Origin of the sequence: Larkinella terrae (assembly GCF_009668025.1) — a bacterium.
GTDB lineage: Bacteria > Bacteroidota > Bacteroidia > Cytophagales > Spirosomataceae > Larkinella > Larkinella terrae.
In genome coordinates, this window is the sequence record NZ_WJXZ01000010.1 from 1 (window position 1) to 16,600 (window position 16,600).

The following is a 16,600-nucleotide window of genomic DNA, read 5'->3' on the forward strand; positions in this document are numbered from 1 at the left end:
GCCGGCATCGGGTTAACTCCCTGGTGGGTAATTTGCAAACTAAAATCTGGCATGCCAACAGCGATCCGGAGACGAATAATCATGCTGCCGAAGTCATTGGCCGGAGCTGGCAGCAACGGCGCGGCAAATCGCAATCATTGGGGGGTGAATCGCTCAATTTTGGCGAATCGCAACAAGAGAGCTTCGATTTTGACGTAACCCCGCAGACGTTCACCCGGCTTCCTAAAGGGGGGCCGGAGAATGGATACAATGTCGGTGCAATCGTCTTTCAAAATGGCCGCACCTGGTCGGGCCGTGACACCTATCTATTCGCCACCTTTAATCAATTAAAACCATGAGAAACCAGCCACGCGATGTGACCGGAGGGGATCAAGTTTTGTCCGGGATCATCCCCGGACTGGGTTTAATGAACTACATTTTAGGCTGGTTCACGGTGCCCATTGAGGTTTTTTTGCGCCGGGATTTTGGAGAGCGATATTTTACGAGAGCCAATTTTTTTGCGGGCCTAATCGTCCTGGTTATTTTTCGATTTGCGTCGTCACTCGTCGGGATTTTCAACCCTCTGACCTGGTTGTTTGGTAGCCGTGGTGGAGATGATCCCTATGTTTATGTTAGCTGGATGGGCACTGTCATTGAATACTATTTTTATTTGAGTATCATCCACTTCCTTCGAATCTGGTGGAATGATATTACAGGCCGCCCGGTACATTCTTATTCCTCCGGGCGCTCCTGGTTGCGGCCCATTGGCTGGTTTCTTATGGGCATTTTGAATCGTTTTCTGAATGCTGTAGTCCGTCTGTTGTTTAAAATCATTCCCAAAACCAACCAGGATCGATTACCTGGTGCACTACCGGTGCTTCGGGATGTGGATATATTTACTGAGCGATTTGTCGAACCTTTTACGGTTTTTGTCTTTGCTATCATGTGTGCGCAAATAGGGCAGACAAGCATGTTTTTTTGGCTATTTTTTTCGGTTATGGCCCTGAATTTTTCAACCGGTGCGCGGCACCAGGCACAACGATCTTATGTACTAGATATTCGGGATCAGCTCATAGATGCCAAAATTATCAATGATGCTTTGCGCGGTATTGACTCCCCAGGATCGGAACGTATGGAACAGTTTATTAAAGAAACGGCCCGCGAAGCAGAAAGGACGCCTGAAATTATACAAGTTATCGAAAAGACGCACCCCACCTTGGCGGATGCCATTGCCGCCATGAATCCCCAACTAAAGAAAAGCGTACAGCGAAGCAATCCACCAATTTTTCCAGGGGACTCCATCAATACGAACGGAGAAGCTATATAAAGCAATATTAAAACTCGTCTAAAACAGAAATAACATCTCTATTTTAAACACTTTTCAATCATGAGGACCGGGTTTTATTTTTTAATGCTCAGCTCATTCACCTTCGTCATGGCATCGTGTGGAAGTGAGAAAAAAGAGGAAAGCGACGATAAGCTAATTCCCATCGAAAAAAATGCAAAGGCATATTCCGAAGCACTTTATGGCGTTTGGAAATATGACATGCCATTTATGGAAAAGGAGCTTGCTAAGCTTAGGGCAGGATTCATTAATCTTGCCAAAAAGAAAAATAAAAATTTCAAGCTAACTCCTGAAATGAGTGCTCAGCTAGATACACTCTTAACGCAAGTTACAAAGATGAAGGAAAGAGGATCGTACACGATAGAATTTGTACGCCAAAAACAAAATGAGAAGCTAGGCAAAATCATAATGACAGAACAAGATGAGGTAGTCACCAGAGCATGGGGTTTTGAAAGCGATCCAACCGTCTTTTTGCTTTTAGATTCCATAGTAATTGGAAATAAAAAAAAGTCGGCAATTGTCCAACGATTTCGGAATGTACAAGTCTATAAAAACACTTTTACACGCGACGAAACATTAGAAATTCCAAATTGGGTAGATAGTGCTTTTGTCATTAGACACAAGTATATCCGTCAGTAGTCACAGCGAGGTATAATTTCAAACAACTATCCAATGAAATTACTATTCGTCTCATTAATTGTGTTGGGCTTAATTGCCGTTTCAAGCTGCGATTCGGATAAAAATAAAAAGGGCCAATATGGCGAAGGTTTGAACTCAACTCAGAGCAAACCGTATACGGTAGTAGGACCGATCTATAATTATTCTTTTAGGATTTTAAGGGTCGTAATTGATTCAGGTTCACATACACCGCAAGAAATCGTTGCATTAATTAATGAGCTGAGAAAACACGAGTATTCTCGTGATACTTGTGCTGCGGTTGATATTTGGGACAATGCAAAAGCACTGGATATTTTCGAGACACGAGAAAACTCGAAAATCACGGAAGAATGGATTCGCAAGAACTCAGCTTTTATGTTTGAGCATTTTGTAGCGAGTTTCGATACTGAAAAGGCAGAATTGCAGATGTACCCCCATTTGGACCCTTATTTCTATATGGAAAGGGGAGGAAAAAAAGAGATGCAGGCCCAGAGGGACACGCTTCAATACGCGGATTTGAAGATGCTAGGCTTAGACGACTGATTTTCTAAGTTATCACATTAGAATTGTTTTGCAGAGTTCATAGAATGTGATCCTAGGTAAGTGCCATTTGTTCGCACAACAATTACGCCATTGTTAGTTCACAAAAAGGAGAGCATTTTTAAAAGTGCCCCTCTTTTTGTGAATAGTGAAACCCCTCATTTTCAGCTACAAAACAATCTGAGAAAATCTTTTGAAAGTATCCGCAAGGTAGGTTGTGCTTTATTTGGTAAGATTGTGGTAAATAGACGAAATGTTTTTGTGATCGGACAACACAGATGGGATTGATAGCAGCGGAATTAATTCAAGTACAAGCAAAGCCCGTTTTAAAATGGGCTGGGGGCAAAATGCAGATAATCAACCAATTGATGGAACGCAGCCCCAAAAAATTCAACAAATATATTGAGCCGTTTTTTGGTGGGGGCGCACTTTTCTTTCATCTCAACCCAACGAAGGCTATTATTGCTGACTCCAATCCGGAGCTTACTAACCTTTATCAATGTCTTGCAACTAATCCCTATAAATTAATTGAGTTATTGACCACGTTCCGAAACGAGGAAGATTTATTTTACTCGACACGAGCCCTTGAGTTTAACAGCCTTGATCCATATCATGCTGCGGCAAGAACCCTTTATTTAAACAGAACCTGCTTCAACGGCCTTTATCGAGTAAATAAAAAAGGTCAGTTCAATGTCCCTTACGGTCGGTACGCAAACCCGAAAATTGGCGATCCCGATGTGCTTCTTGCAGCATCCGAAGTTCTACAGCGCGCGATAATCTATAACGATGATTACAAAGCAGTGCTTAGGGAACATGCAGAGCCAGGAGATTTTGTTTTTCTTGATCCTCCATATCTGCCAATTTCAAAATACAGCGATTTCAAGCGATACACGAAGGAGCAATTTTACGAGGAAGATCATAAAGAGTTGGCTGAAGAGGTGCATCGTTTGCACGAGTTGGGATGCTATGTGCTTTTGTCAAACTCGAATCATCCACTTGTGCATGAGCTTTACGGAGCCTACAAAATTGAGGTTCTTCAAACCAAACGAAATATAAACAGCAAAGCCGGAGGAAGAACCGGCGAGGATGTTATTGTAACCGTACCCTTCAAACGATCGATAACGCAGGTTCTTGATACAGTTCCTGAGCAGGTGGATAAATTCCCGTCAACTCGGTGGATGGGTTCAAAAAGTAAGCTGCTACCACATCTGACAGAGGTAACACGTCGATTTGAATTTGAATCAGCGATGGATTTATTTTCAGGGTCGGGAATCGTTGGCTATATGTTTAAAACCCTTGGGAAGAGGGTCATAAGCAATGATTATATGTCTTTGGCTGCGACCTATTCCAAAGCTATGATCGAGAATAGTTCGGTGAAGTTGAGCGAAGAAAAAGCGCGGGCGCTTTTAAAGCCCGGCAAAAAAATTGATACGTTCGTTCAGGATACATTTGCAGGTTTGTATTTCACCGCCGAAGAAAATTTACTCATCGACGTTCTGAGATCCAATATCAAAAAAATGTCGAATCAGTACGAAAGAGCAATAGCACTTTCTGCTTTAGTACGGGCCTGTACCAAGAAGCGGCCAAGGGGCATCTTTACTTATGTTGGTCAGCGGTATGACGACGGGAGAAAGGATTTGCAAATCTCTCTAGAAGATCATTTTCTGAATGCCGTAAAAGACATAAATAATGCTGTTTTCGATAACGGCCAGGTGAATGCATCACGGCGCGGAGATGCTATGAGCATCCGAAAAGATGCGGATTTAGTCTATATGGACCCGCCTTATTTCAGTCCACTGTCAGATAATGAATACGTTCGTCGCTACCATTTCATTGAGGGTTTAGCGTGCGATTGGGAAGGGTTGGAAATTCAGCAACATACTAAAACGAAGAAATTTAAAAGCTATCCAACGCCATTTTCATCCCGTAAAGGCGCATTTGATGCTTTCGATAAACTCTTTCACCGATTCAAAGACAGTATTTTAGTTGTCTCGTATTCATCGAACTCACTTCCCACATTGGACGAAATGGTAGGGCTTATGTCGAAATACAAAGAGAAAGTCGAAGTGGTGAAGGTTGATTATAAATACTCATTTGGAAACCAAAAAGAGGGCGTTGTAGGGAACGACGCGCAAGAATATATTTTTATCGGATACTAGCGATGCTTTGGCACATTGGGAACACCACCGTAAGGACACCATACCGCTTACGTTCGGCTTTGATCGCCCTACAAGCGTCACCGTTGAATGGCAGCATCATTGGAAAGCCAAAGGAGCTTGAATTTTCCGAACTGCTTCATAACTCCGAAATTGCCGTTGTAAAAAGGTATGCGGAGGGCAAAGGCGAAGATTATTCAGATATAGGCAGAAAGTGGCGTTCGGCCCTTATGCAGCTTGGTTTTATAACTCCCAAGCTGAATAACAAAACAGAATCAGGCGATGCCGATCCGGAGTTATTACCAGTGACCGACGGGGTTTCTGGCCTTTCTGGTCGCCCGTATGAAATAACCCCTAACGGCTACCGGCTTATCAATGCTGATGTAATTGCAGGACAGCAGGAATGTTTTTTGCGGTCTTTATCAGCATATCAAATTCCTTCTCCCATCGAGCAGGGGTACAGATGCCCGCCGTTCTCCCCTTTGAAATTTGTCATCGACATACTATTTGAGATTAAGCACCAAGGCGGAGAGGCATATATATCATTTGATGAGTATGCCCTATTTATTCAAACATCTTCGCCTGATATTGGAATCCCTGCAATTGCAGCAACCATTTTAGATTATCGCACTCGTAGAGCCGCCCATGCTGGCCAGATGAGAAAGTTTGACCGTGAAGAATTAACACGGGTGATTGTTGCCGCAAATCCCGGAATTATAGCCGATAAAATCAATACCAAAGGACAAACCCTCGATGATTATGCAGATTTAAGTTTGCGGTATTTGAAAGCCACAGGCATTTTCAGATCGAAGGGCCGAGGCATTTCAATTGCGCCGATCAAAGAAGAGCTAACCCAACTGATCCACGAAGCGGGCGACCCGGCTCTTGCGCCCGCTGAGTATTTGATAAATCTGTGGAACGGCGCAAAACTGCCAACGGACGACGTACCCGCAGCCGAAAAAGTTGTAAACGACCTGATCGCCAAGATTAGGGCAAAAGGGAAAGTAGTTACACCGTTGACACCTGGCGAAGACGTTTCACAAAAACGTCATGCCCTAGAAGAGCAATTACGACACCTTGACGAGGAAGAGTATTACCATAATCAGCCTGCGCAGATTGACGAAATTCTTGCATGGATAGATGCTCTTTTACAAAGACCAGCGACATTTGCGGGTGAGAGAATTGTTATTCCGAATGCTGAACGACCCGCATATTTTGAATGGGCAATTTGGCGGGCATTCTTGGCAATCAATTCGCTGGTAAATGCACCTTGGAATGCAAGACGTTTTCAAATCGACCAGGACTTTTTGCCAGTAGGCACGGCACCCGGAAACGGCCCCGATATGGTGTTTGAATTTCCGGATGCTATTATTGTCGTTGAAGTTACCTTTACTAGTTCATCACGGCAGGAAGCCGCTGAAGGTGAACCTGTGAGAAGGCACGTTGCTAAATATGCAGTTGAGCATAAAGACACGGGAAAGCCTGTTTATGGCTTATTCCTAGCTATAAATATCGACAGCAACACCGCTAATACATACCGTTCCGGCGACTGGTACATGCATGATGATTCGAAGCTAAACCTTCACATTGTACCAATCCGCTTAGATGATTTTCAGAAGCTATTGAGCGCAGGTAAAGCAAATTTACCAGGGATGCGCCACGTATTAAAAGATATAATTAAACAAGGTCGTATGGATTCCCATATGGACGCGCCAGCTTGGAAAAAATCTATCTCTCAGCATATTGAGCAAACAATTAGAGGCCTGGTGTAATCCATATTAAATTTTATGTCGCTTAATCTTGTTCACACTGTAACAGAATTTCTAAAATCTAGCCCTGATAATAAGTTCACAGCCCGGCAAATTGCAGAGTGGATTTATCAGACGTATCCAGATGAATGCAGAAAGAAACAAGAGCAAAGCCGTGCAATAGTCATCCCACTTAATACTGAAGCAGCACTGCTTCAGCAACTCGTCGCTGAAATTAGCTCTCAGAGCCAAAGGCTTCAAAAAAAGTACCCTCAAGTAAAAACTACAGAAGGACGGCCACGGAGATACTATTTTACCTCAAAAACAGATCAGGCCGAAATTGATGCGTTAGAAGCCGGAAGTACAGATTTGAATTTGCTGCAAGAGCTGCCTACTACAAAAAATGAGCAGAGCCTATACCCCAAATTAGCCGAGTATCTCTTTACCGAGTTAGGAGTTTACAGCAAACGGATTGACGAAAAAAAATCGAGTAACAATCGAGGGCCAGGGGGTAATAAGTGGCTTTATCCTGATCTAGTTGGTATGGAGGATCTAAGCCGAGAATGGCATTCTGAAATTAGAGAATGTGTTAAACAGTACGCTGATCGAAAGACTAAACTATGGTCTTTCGAGGTTAAACTTTTAGTGAATCGCTCGAACGTTCGAGAGGTTTTTTTTCAGGCAGTGAGTAATTCTAGCTGGGCGAATCTTGGTTATTTAGTTGCGGCTGAGATTGAAGGTAGAGAAACTATCAAAGAATTGCTCATGCTGACTAGCTTACATGGTATTGGGGTTATTCGTCTTAATGCTGACAACCCAGCGGAAAGCGAAATTTTGATTCCCGCTAAGGAACGAAGCGATGTTGATTGGAATACCGCGAACCGGCTTGTTAAAGAAAACCGAGATTTTATCAATTATATTGAATTAGTTCGCCAATTTTATCAAACTGGTAACCTAAAAAATAGGGACTGGGATTACGCAGAGTAGAAGCTAAAAACAAGTTACATGCAGTTACAAAGTTTTCTTATACCACAAGCAGATACAATTGAACATGTTGTCAGAGTGATAGTTGCCGTTGGAAACGGTGCGAGAAGAGATTATGAGCTTGTAAGCGATATTCCTGAATTAAATAAATCTAGTCAGGACAACATGGCTCGTCAGGGCCGTTATTATCGCCATGCAGCAGAGCTGTTGGGATTGATATATAATCACCGTAATCAAGCTACATTGACAGCATTAGGTGAAGAATTTCTACAAAATTCAAGTATTAAAAACCCAGTATTCATTAAAGCTGTTCTAGAAATCGAAGCTGTGCAACGCTTACTGCCATTCTTAGAAAAAAGTGATAGTGTTACAAAAGAGCAAATTGCAGATTTCTTTTATGAAATTGGACCCCAAGATACAGATGTAACTACAGTTCCGAGAAGAGTTAGTACGCTCCTATCTTGGCTAGAAACATTGAATATTATCAGAAAAGAAAATGGTTATTTCCATTTTCAAAGCTTCATTATACCAGAAGTTCCAATATTGAATTTTATTGACGATCACCAACCCTTATTGCCTACACCAGCAGAACTTACAGATTTTCAAACAATCAGCGAAAGGGTGGCAAGAGCTGAAGAAGCGATTCTCGTTTATAAGGATTTGGCAAGACTGGATCGAGCAATAGGAGCCCACAATAGACTTGTCAATTTGGTTGCTAACAGGATTTCAGTGGCTGGTGGCATACCAAAATCAAATCAGCTAATCGACTTAGCAACTAGTATAGGAGAGGATTTTCTCTTTGAAATGAAATCGACAAATAATGGGAATACACGTTCGCAAGTTAGGAGGGGTATTAGCCAATTGAATGAATATAGATACTTACAAAACAAAAAAGAAGCGAATCTTGTCTTAGTTATTGAAAATGAACTTGATACCTCTAACAAATGGATGCTAGATTATTTAGAAAGCGATCAAGGAATTGCTTTGATATGGGATGGTGACGATTTGCTTCATGCTTCTGAGGCTACAAGAGCAAAATTGCCTTTTTTAGGACTAGTTCCGTAGATAGAGAATTATTTCGCTTGTTTCTGTATAAACGAAAGCTTTGTAAAACGGCCCTTTGGGCTTTTTCTTTTGTAATTTTGTATACATGCATACGGACGTATGCATGTGAACAAAAGGGAGGTTAAAACGTCTATTTCGTGAATGTCAAGCCTTACGATGATTGTAGTATATAAACAATCATCCTGCGGACCCATCTGCTTGGCTTGTGGGGCCAGGGTCTCTAGATGTATCTAGCTGTGTGTAATTACCATATTGATTAGAGCCCCTATCAATTTTTACCTTATATCTTGTAGTTACAACGGTAAATAGACCAACAATGAATAGAATAGCACCTGGGGCGGCATCAGTAATGGTGCTCTCATTACCCAATATTTTTGCTGTCCAACTAGTGGAACCAGCAATACCGTTTAGAAAAAGGGCTATTCCGCCAATCATACTAACTAGCCCCAAACCTAAACCAGTCATTGAGTATATGAACTTGTATCGTAGGACTAATTTTTCAAGTTCAGGATCCATGTTATATTATAGCTATAAGGATAAGAGATTAATTTCGGTAAGTTACTGATTTTCTATATAGATAATAAGAAATAGCAATAACTTTTAGATATGATTAAAGCCATCGCCTATTACCGTGTTTCAACCGACCGCCAGGGCAAAAGCGGTTTGGGCTTGGAAGCCCAGAAAGAGGCCGTTCGCCTGTTTGCTAATCAACAAGGCTATCAGGTTACGGCACACTTTACCGAGATCGAGAGCGGGCGGAAAAACCAACGCCCGCAGCTACTGGCTGCACTTGCGCAATGCCGAAAACATAAAGCCACCCTCATCATTGCCAAGCTCGACCGATTAGGCCGCAACGTCGCATTCATTGCGAATTTGATGGAAAGCAAAGTGCAGTTTAAGGCTGTAGACAATCCCTATGCCGACGAGCTGATGATTCACCTATTGGCAGCATTCGCCCAGCATGAGCGCAAACAAATCAGCACCCGCACGAAAGACGCACTACAAGCCGCCATCCGGCGCGGTGTACAGTTGGGCAAGCATGGAAAAGAAGTGCAGTGCCATAAAGAACGCGAAGCTGCCGACGAGTTCGCGGAGCAGATGCGCCCAATGGTGCAGGAAATTCAACGCCAAGGCATAACCACGATCCGGGCCATGCGTGACGAGTTGAACCGCCGACAGGTGCCAACCTATCGAAGCACCGCTCAGGGCTGGCACATACGCACCGTACATGCTTTATTAAAACGTCTTGATCCCTTGCCCCATTAATTTAGAAAGATGGGTGCTTATTGTAACCTATGAGTAGATTCAAAAACAGGTGTGCTTTTGGGTTCAGAAAGAAGTTAAAAAACAGGTGAAAGATTAGCACCAAAACCAAGTTTTAATATTAGTATTGCAATACATGATAAGTACACCTAAAAATAGGTGAGAAATTACACCAAAAACAGACGAGTAAGCGCATGATTTTTACCGTAGGCGGCATTAAGGGCGGCACAGGAAAAACTACTCTTTCCACGAATTTAACTGTCTGGTTATCCAGGCAAGGGGCCGACGTGTTGCTTGTGGATGCCGATGAGCAGGAGAGCGCAAGCGACTTCACGGCATGGAGAGAAGAAACTCTGAAAGACAATATTGGCTATACGCTGGTACAGCTCCACGGCGCAACGCTCCGGCGACAGGTTGAACAGATGCGCCCGAAATACGATCATATCGTGATCGATACAGGAGGGCGCGATACCGCCAGTCAACGGGCCGCACTGTTCATTTCGGATATATACCTTCTTCCGTTTGCTCCCCGCAGCTATGAGATATGGACGCTTTCCAAGGTGCAAGCTCTACTGAGTGAAATCCAGGGAAGCCGAGCCACACCGTTACAGCTTTATTCATTCCTGAATAAAGCAGACACGCGAGGCCCGGACAACAGCGAGGCCATCGAAGTTTTGAGCGATAATGAAGAATTGAATTACGTCGATTTCCCAATCATCAACCGGAAGGCGTTCGCCACGGCAGCCAGTAAAGGCCTTTCTGTTTTTGAAATGACCCCGGCAGATGAAAAGGCCATCAATGAAGTGGAAGCCTTATTTCGTCACATCACAGGCATTAAAAAGTAAATCATATGGCTGTATCAGCACCACCCAGAAAGAAACCCGCCAACGCTATCGAGCCAACGGCCAAATCTAACGATAAGAAGATTGACGAGATCATCAATCGGGGCAGCTCAACTGTTGCCGCAGTTGAGCCGCAGACAGTGCCGGAAACGATCAAAAACTTTAATATAAAAATTCTTTCCACTCAACTTGCAGCCATTGACGAGTTACGCGCGAAGCGCCCGCGTAAACCCATCAGCCCAAAACTTGGTGTATCCTTGCAAGACTGGATGATTGAAGCCATTGAGGAAAAGATACGGCGTGAGCGAAAGCATTACAATTTAGATTAATAAGTTAACCTATAAGTAAACCTAGAATTAGGTGCAAAAACAGGTTCGAAAATAGTTTTACAATCAGGTTCAAACGCATGAGCGGAACAGAAGATAAAAAGCCCTCTCGCTATGTCCAAAGCCGAATGCGGCTTGTTATGGAAAGTTTCGAGACGCCCAAGGAGGAACGGCAACATTTATATATGCCTGTTGCTTTGGCTCATGTGTATTTCCCCCGGCGCGATGCAAAACTAGCCCCCACTGAAAGCTGGAAACACACCAGCGGGGATTTCTCGTTAAGGATAAAGCAAATGTCCGTCGAGAATCCGCTAACGGGAGAAGATCAATTCTTGGGTGTTCCCTTTGGGCCAAAAGCTCGTTTGCTATTAGGGGTTATCAACGCTTTAGCATTGCAGCAAGGCAGCAATAAAATTGACATCGAGGCCGACACGCTCCCTAAGTTTCTGCAAAAAATGGGTCTAACCGATGGGGGGAATCAAATCAACCAAGCTCGCAATCAGATTGCTCGTTTAGCATCGTCCATTATCAGCGTCAGCTATCGCCAAGCAGACGGGAGCAGCCTGCAAGCGAATATCCCCATCGTGAAAGGGTTCGATTTATTCCCGCAGTCGCAACCTGGTCAGCTCCTACTCTGGAAGCGGCATATTCACCTAAGCCTGGACTATTGGGAAGAGCTGCAAAAGCACCCCTTACCGCTTGCGCTTGAACATCTGCGCATCCTTTCCGGCAATGCCCGCGCCATCGACTTTTACAGCTTCCTTGCATACCGTTTGCACAGCCTGAAAAAGCCCCTGTTTTTAACCTGGCCCATCATGAAAGAAATCTTTGGGGGCGACATTGACCGGATGGATAATTTCAAAGCGAAAATGCGACATACAGCCGGTCTCGTGCGGGTCGCTTACAACGACGCAAAGTTTAGCTGTGACGGGCAGGGATGGACGTTCGAGAAAAGTCCTGCACCTATTCAAAGGAAACAGCAATTTATTGTACCGTAACTTGGTAGGAGCCATGTTGATAAGTGCTGTATAACAGTTACTTGCGTATATTTATCCACCGTAACTTGGTAGGAGAAAGATGCACTTATCCACCGTAACTTGGTAGGGAAATCACCGTAACTTGGTAGGACAACCTATTATAGTAACTATTAAATAAAAAAACTTACTATTAATGGTTGGCTCGATTTAGTGGAAAACTTTCACAGAATCTCAAAAATTTCTCTTTTGCTGGTGAAAAGAAAAGGGGGGGTGAGGGTAGGCCTGAAAAACAAATGAACATATTTATATGAATTCAGAGCAAGCCAAAAAACTTTCGTTGCCCGATCTTCTCGCCAAGCTGGGGCATTCTCCGGTGCGGGAAACAAAAGGCGGCTATGAACTTTGGTATCGTTCCCCGTTCCGTAAAGAGGCCGAGCCATCGTTTCATACCTCGTTCATTGGCGGCAAATGGATCTGGAACGACTTCGGAGACAAAGGCGGCACCGTGATTGATTTCGTGATGCGTCAGCAGAATCTAACCAGCATCAAAGACGCATTGTCTTTTCTGGACGATATGTTTCAGCCTGGTTTATTCAGCAATCAAGCACCCAGGCCGCAAACCCGCCCCGAGCTTTTTTCTTTTCAACAGCAAGCCCACCGCGAAGCGGTCGAAAATTTTTTAGAAGATCGTCAGCTCGAATTTATTGACGCGCAGCCGATCCGCCGATCCTTGATCCTTTCCTACCTGGCTGATGAACGCCACATTCCCGCATCACTGGCGCAGCGATATTTGCAGGAAGTGCGCTACCGGAACCTAGCCACCGGGAAAGAGTATTTCGCTTTTGGAATGGAGAACCAGGCCGGAGGATTTGAAATCCGGGTTGCGTCGAGTAAATACAATTTCAAATCCGCTCTCAAAGCCCGCGACATTACGATCATTCCCGGCAACGCAGCCGAGCGCAGTACAGCGCATGTTTTCGAGGGTATGACCGATTTTCTATCTTACCTGGTATTGACTGGCGCCGATCATTTGCCCGACGACGCGATCATCATGCACTCGCTTTCTTCGTTTCACCGAGCCGTGGGCCATATCCGCAGCCAAAACTATCAAACCGTGAAAACCTACCTGGATAACGATAAGGCGGGCCAGCAGGGGACAGAAAGATTTAAGGCGGAGTTCGGAGCAATTCTATTGCCCCAGGGCGAGGCATTTGCCCCGCACCACGATTTAAACGACCTGTTGCGGGCGCGCCGTTCCCAGCAAAAACCGTCATCAAACTTTCGCATTTAGGGCAGGGGGATCATGCTATAATTGAGCCATGACCCAGACAGCCGCACACATTGTTCCTTTTCCCTTTCCGCAGCGCGAAGCGCATAATTGCGAAACCTACGGAGAAGCCGTTTTTCAACTCAAATTGAAAGCGGCCCAATTGCTGAATGAAGTGGCCGAAGGTATTTACGTTCTAACCCCAAACAACATAGAAGCCATCCGCGATGTGAACCGCCGTTGCCATGAGGTGGGTTTGCCCCCGCTTAATTTCGAGTAGCGGTAAACCAATAGGCTTAAAATTTTCGCTATCTTTCGGAAGGTCAAACTCCTTCCGTTATGGCATCGAAAACCGTTGATGAGATATTGAAGAACATGCCGCCTGAGTCGCGCGCGGCCATCGAAAAAATGTCACCAGAAACCAAAAGTGCCGTGCAGCAGACAGGGCAGGGGCTGGAAAAACAAGGCGTGGCGGAAAAGCCGGAATATCAGACAAACGCAGGAAGGCCCGCACAAATACGTACTAGTGAGCCGCCCGACCAGATGCCAAAACAGGAACAACGAGGAGCGGCCAAGATTCAACAGGCGATGGAGCAGAGCCAGCAGCCTAAGGAAGCATCTCAGGAAAAAACCGCCCCTGAAAAAGCACCTGAACCCGAACGCTGATCTATTCCGCCGTTTTGTCGAATGGGCTAGAAATGGTTAGGGCTGTTATAATTGGCTGGTCTGGTTCCGGTTCTAGATCGTGTCCAGGGTGAAATTCCCGTAGTTCCTTGACCTTTTCGCGCAATAAGGATTGCTCAATTTTCCCCAGCCCTTTCCCTGTCAGGGTAAAAACATGCGTCGTGGTTTGAATAGAGAGCGTTTCAGGGGGTGTGTAGAACCATCCCAGTAGGTAGGCATACCCGCACCCATAGATGTGCCCCCTACGGTCAATTATGCGAAACCTAGGGGCATTCCCCCGCTTCTCCATATGCTGCACCAGGGCACGGTATCGCCCATCCTCATTTTCGTCTGTCTCGTCAGGTTCCGTATTTGGAGCTGGTTTGACGAGAGTCGGGTAAGGCTGGCGGGTATATTTTTTCAGAATTTCGTTCTTATCGGTCGATGCCCCGGTCTCGTTCGTCGTTTCCATAGAAATCTTTGTGGTTATTTTCTCCATATGCGGCCTCGTAATATTTGTATGCTACATCATCGCGCACCGCATCGAGCGCGCGGGTTGTGTGGTAAGTAATTTGATGCGTCAGGCGGTGGCCAGCATAAGCCACTTGCGCGTTATTCTGGTGGGCAACCTGGCGCACCTCTTTTCCCCACTCAGTTTCGTAGCCGCGTTTTTCTAGGTAGGTCACTTTCGGCCCGATCTTGGGTTGCGGTTGCCGCTCTATGCCTTTCTCTTTCAGGCTGCGCAAATCGAAATGAATGTCAGATTCGGCTTTCTCGGAAGCGTCGTTTAAAATGCGTTCGTAAGATTGTCGCATTTCTTGGAGGCAGCGTTTACTATCAAGCAAGCCCCCTTCATACCCCGATAGTTTTTTGCCGAATTTCCCATCTTCGACTGGGCGTAGGGTGTACATGATATGAGCATGTGGGTTACGATCACCGTCAGATGCTTCGGGGCTGTGAATGGCAAAATCGGCCACGAGTCCTTTGCTGGTCAGATTCTCTTTGATGAAATCCCGGACCACTTCTTTGTGTTGCTCCAAGTCTAAATTCCGGGGCAGCGTCAGAATGATTTCTTTGGCTAATTGGGCATCTTTTCTTTTTTCACCAGCTTCGACCCCGTTCCACAAACTTTGCCGATCCTTCATCCATTCGGGCGCACCGTCCGGGGTGATGATCTCCGAATGCAGGACGTTTTCTTTCCGGGTGAAGTCGTGCGTTTTTTCGTATCGTTGATCCGTTAATTTCTCACTAGCGCGATAGGCGGCACAGGCAACCGCCGAACGATAGGCCGCAGCTCCGACAGCGGAACGACTTTGCGAACGGCTGATGGTGGATATATGCAAATTGGCATGCATGCGTAGAATCTTTTCTAAGTGCGCGTATAAGAGTTGCTATGCAACTCTGTGAGTAAGGAGCTTGGAAGTAAGATAGTTGCCCACCAATTACAGTTCAAAATAATTTTCATGTATTTATTTATCGGTAAAAATTGCTTTATTTTTTACCCGTATAATTACCAAATAATAATTAAGCATTTTTACGACCTATCCCCCACTTTTAGTATGAAGTTCGAGAACCTGGATGAAGTGCTTTATCACTTCAGTTATGGCGACGGACGAAACCGCTCCGATACTTTCACCATACGCCAGGCATGTGAGGGCGTGCAGATTTTTGGCGGAATAGGCTCAGGCAAAACCAGCGGCAGCGGTGCCGCACTTGCCAAAGCCTATTTGCGGGCGGGGTTCGGTGGGCTAGTACTTTGTGCTAAGAAAGATGAGCTGGCGACCTGGCAAAAATACGCCAAGGAAACAGGCCGCAGTGACAGCGTTTTGATCTTCGATGCCAGTGGAAATTACCGTTTCCCTTTTCTCCAATATGAAGTAGCCCGCGAGGGAGAAGGGGCCGGATATACGGAAAATCTGGTCCGGCTTTTTATGACGGTTTACGAAGCCGTCAGCCGCAGCAGCGGCAACGGTGGAGCCGATCCGTATTGGTCTGGTGCCATGCAGCAACTCATGCGGAATGCCATTGACCTAAGTTTGATCGCCAGGGGTACTGTATCCGTGCCCCTGATGCATGAAATCGTGCGATCCGCCCCGCAGAGTGCGGAGGAACGCAACAGCCCCGACTGGTGGGCAAAAAGCCTGTGCGCTCAACTATTGGCCGAGTGCCAAACCAAGACACTTGATAAGTGGACCGATTACGATCTGGAAACCACCGCTGGTTATTGGCTCGATGAATACCCCAGCATCAGCAGCCGCACCCGTTCGGGCATTGTCTCGATGTTCACCACGACGACGGATAATTTCTTGCGCCGACCGTTTCGGATGCTGTTTTCAGAGCCACCGGAAGATGCTGATAAAGTCGCCTATCCTGAGCTAACTCATCATGGAGCCATTATTGTGATGAACTTGCCCGTAAAGGAATTTGGCAGCGCAGGCCGGGCCGCTCAGGTCGTGTACAAATATATCTGGCAACAGGCCACCGAACGCCGGGACGTTGCCGCCAACCCCCGCCCGGTCTTTCTCTGGGTGGATGAAGCACAGAATTTTGCGACCGAATATGACATGCAGTTTCAGGCCACCGCTCGCAGTTCGCGGGCCTGTACAGTGTACCTAACGCAAAATCTACCCAACTATTACGCCGAAATGGGAGGGGAGGGAAGCCGGCATCGGGTTAACTCCCTGGTGGGTAATTTGCAAACTAAAATCTGGCATGCCAACAGCGATCCGGAGACGAATAATCATGCTGCCGAAGTCATTGGCCGGAGCTGGCAGCAACGGCGCGGCAA

At 45.5% G+C, this 16,600-nt stretch carries 19 protein-coding genes; 16 read left to right on the plus strand and 3 right to left on the minus strand.

Features of this window, described 5'->3' with window-relative positions:
• The 8 genes from GJJ30_RS32055 to GJJ30_RS17520 all read left to right on the plus strand — a co-directional run.
• A partial coding sequence (locus GJJ30_RS32055; protein WP_170299218.1) for a hypothetical protein occupies positions 1–338 on the plus strand: 338 nt, incomplete at its 5' end.
• Positions 335–1,306, plus strand: a complete 972-nt coding sequence (locus GJJ30_RS17490; RefSeq protein WP_154176475.1) for a hypothetical protein — start codon at positions 335–337, stop codon at positions 1,304–1,306. The genes GJJ30_RS32055 and GJJ30_RS17490, both read left to right, overlap by 4 nt.
• Before the next feature lie 108 nt (positions 1,307–1,414).
• Positions 1,415–1,963, plus strand: a complete 549-nt coding sequence (locus GJJ30_RS17495) for a hypothetical protein (RefSeq protein WP_154176476.1) — start codon at positions 1,415–1,417, stop codon at positions 1,961–1,963.
• 33 nt (positions 1,964–1,996) lie between these two features.
• Positions 1,997–2,524, plus strand: coding sequence for a hypothetical protein (locus GJJ30_RS17500; protein ID WP_154176477.1), 528 nt, complete (start codon positions 1,997–1,999; stop codon positions 2,522–2,524).
• Between the two features lie 275 nt (positions 2,525–2,799).
• Complete coding sequence (locus GJJ30_RS17505; protein WP_154176478.1) at positions 2,800–4,680, plus strand: Dam family site-specific DNA-(adenine-N6)-methyltransferase; 1,881 nt, start codon at positions 2,800–2,802, stop codon at positions 4,678–4,680.
• Positions 4,681–4,739: 59 nt separating this feature from the next.
• Positions 4,740–6,449 (plus strand): AlwI family type II restriction endonuclease, encoded by a 1,710-nt coding sequence (locus GJJ30_RS17510; protein WP_205880578.1) that lies wholly within the window; start codon positions 4,740–4,742, stop codon positions 6,447–6,449.
• 15 nt (positions 6,450–6,464) lie between these two features.
• On the plus strand, positions 6,465–7,412 hold the full coding sequence (locus GJJ30_RS17515; protein ID WP_154176480.1) for a COG2958 family protein: 948 nt from the start codon (positions 6,465–6,467) through the stop codon (positions 7,410–7,412).
• Between the two features lie 18 nt (positions 7,413–7,430).
• The gene (locus tag GJJ30_RS17520; protein WP_154176481.1) at positions 7,431–8,474 is read left to right on the plus strand and encodes a DUF7226 domain-containing protein; all 1,044 of its coding nucleotides are present in this window, start codon (positions 7,431–7,433) and stop codon (positions 8,472–8,474) included.
• Positions 8,475–8,651: 177 nt separating this feature from the next.
• Here the strand turns inward: GJJ30_RS17520 and GJJ30_RS17525 are convergent, their stop codons facing one another.
• Positions 8,652–8,990, minus strand: coding sequence for a hypothetical protein (locus GJJ30_RS17525; RefSeq protein ID WP_154176482.1), 339 nt, complete (start codon positions 8,988–8,990; stop codon positions 8,652–8,654).
• A 90-nt stretch (positions 8,991–9,080) separates the two neighbouring features.
• On the opposite strand from GJJ30_RS17525, the gene GJJ30_RS17530 reads away from it, so the two are divergent.
• From GJJ30_RS17530 to GJJ30_RS17560, 7 genes are all read left to right on the plus strand, one after another.
• Positions 9,081–9,740 (plus strand): recombinase family protein, encoded by a 660-nt coding sequence (locus GJJ30_RS17530; RefSeq protein ID WP_154176483.1) that lies wholly within the window; start codon positions 9,081–9,083, stop codon positions 9,738–9,740.
• A gap of 191 nt (positions 9,741–9,931) precedes the next feature.
• The gene (locus GJJ30_RS17535; protein ID WP_154176484.1) at positions 9,932–10,582 is read left to right on the plus strand and encodes an AAA family ATPase; all 651 of its coding nucleotides are present in this window, start codon (positions 9,932–9,934) and stop codon (positions 10,580–10,582) included.
• Positions 10,583–10,587: 5 nt separating this feature from the next.
• A complete protein-coding gene (locus tag GJJ30_RS17540; RefSeq protein ID WP_154176485.1) occupies positions 10,588–10,908 on the plus strand; it encodes a hypothetical protein in 321 nt (106 codons plus the stop codon).
• A gap of 77 nt (positions 10,909–10,985) precedes the next feature.
• Positions 10,986–11,903 (plus strand): replication protein RepA, encoded by a 918-nt coding sequence (locus tag GJJ30_RS17545; protein WP_154176486.1) that lies wholly within the window; start codon positions 10,986–10,988, stop codon positions 11,901–11,903.
• 286 nt (positions 11,904–12,189) lie between these two features.
• Positions 12,190–13,173, plus strand: a complete 984-nt coding sequence (locus GJJ30_RS17550) for a DUF8464 domain-containing protein (RefSeq protein WP_154176487.1) — start codon at positions 12,190–12,192, stop codon at positions 13,171–13,173.
• Positions 13,174–13,201: 28 nt separating this feature from the next.
• Entirely contained in the window at positions 13,202–13,429 is a 228-nt protein-coding gene (locus tag GJJ30_RS17555) for a hypothetical protein (RefSeq protein ID WP_154176488.1), read from the plus strand.
• A 59-nt stretch (positions 13,430–13,488) separates the two neighbouring features.
• On the plus strand, positions 13,489–13,815 hold the full coding sequence (locus tag GJJ30_RS17560) for a hypothetical protein (RefSeq protein ID WP_154176489.1): 327 nt from the start codon (positions 13,489–13,491) through the stop codon (positions 13,813–13,815).
• Position 13,816: 1 nt separating this feature from the next.
• Here the strand turns inward: GJJ30_RS17560 and GJJ30_RS17565 are convergent, their stop codons facing one another.
• Together GJJ30_RS17565 and mobQ are read right to left on the minus strand one after the other, a co-directional pair.
• Complete coding sequence (locus GJJ30_RS17565; protein ID WP_154176490.1) at positions 13,817–14,284, minus strand: hypothetical protein; 468 nt, start codon at positions 14,282–14,284, stop codon at positions 13,817–13,819.
• The gene (mobQ, locus tag GJJ30_RS17570; RefSeq protein WP_154176491.1) at positions 14,247–15,167 is read right to left on the minus strand and encodes a MobQ family relaxase; all 921 of its coding nucleotides are present in this window, start codon (positions 15,165–15,167) and stop codon (positions 14,247–14,249) included. Before mobQ ends, GJJ30_RS17565 begins: the two co-directional genes overlap by 38 nt.
• A gap of 204 nt (positions 15,168–15,371) precedes the next feature.
• Here mobQ and GJJ30_RS17575 point away from each other — a divergent pair.
• Positions 15,372–16,600: type IV secretory system conjugative DNA transfer family protein (locus tag GJJ30_RS17575; RefSeq protein WP_170299220.1), on the plus strand; the 1,229-nt coding region annotated here is incomplete at its 3' end.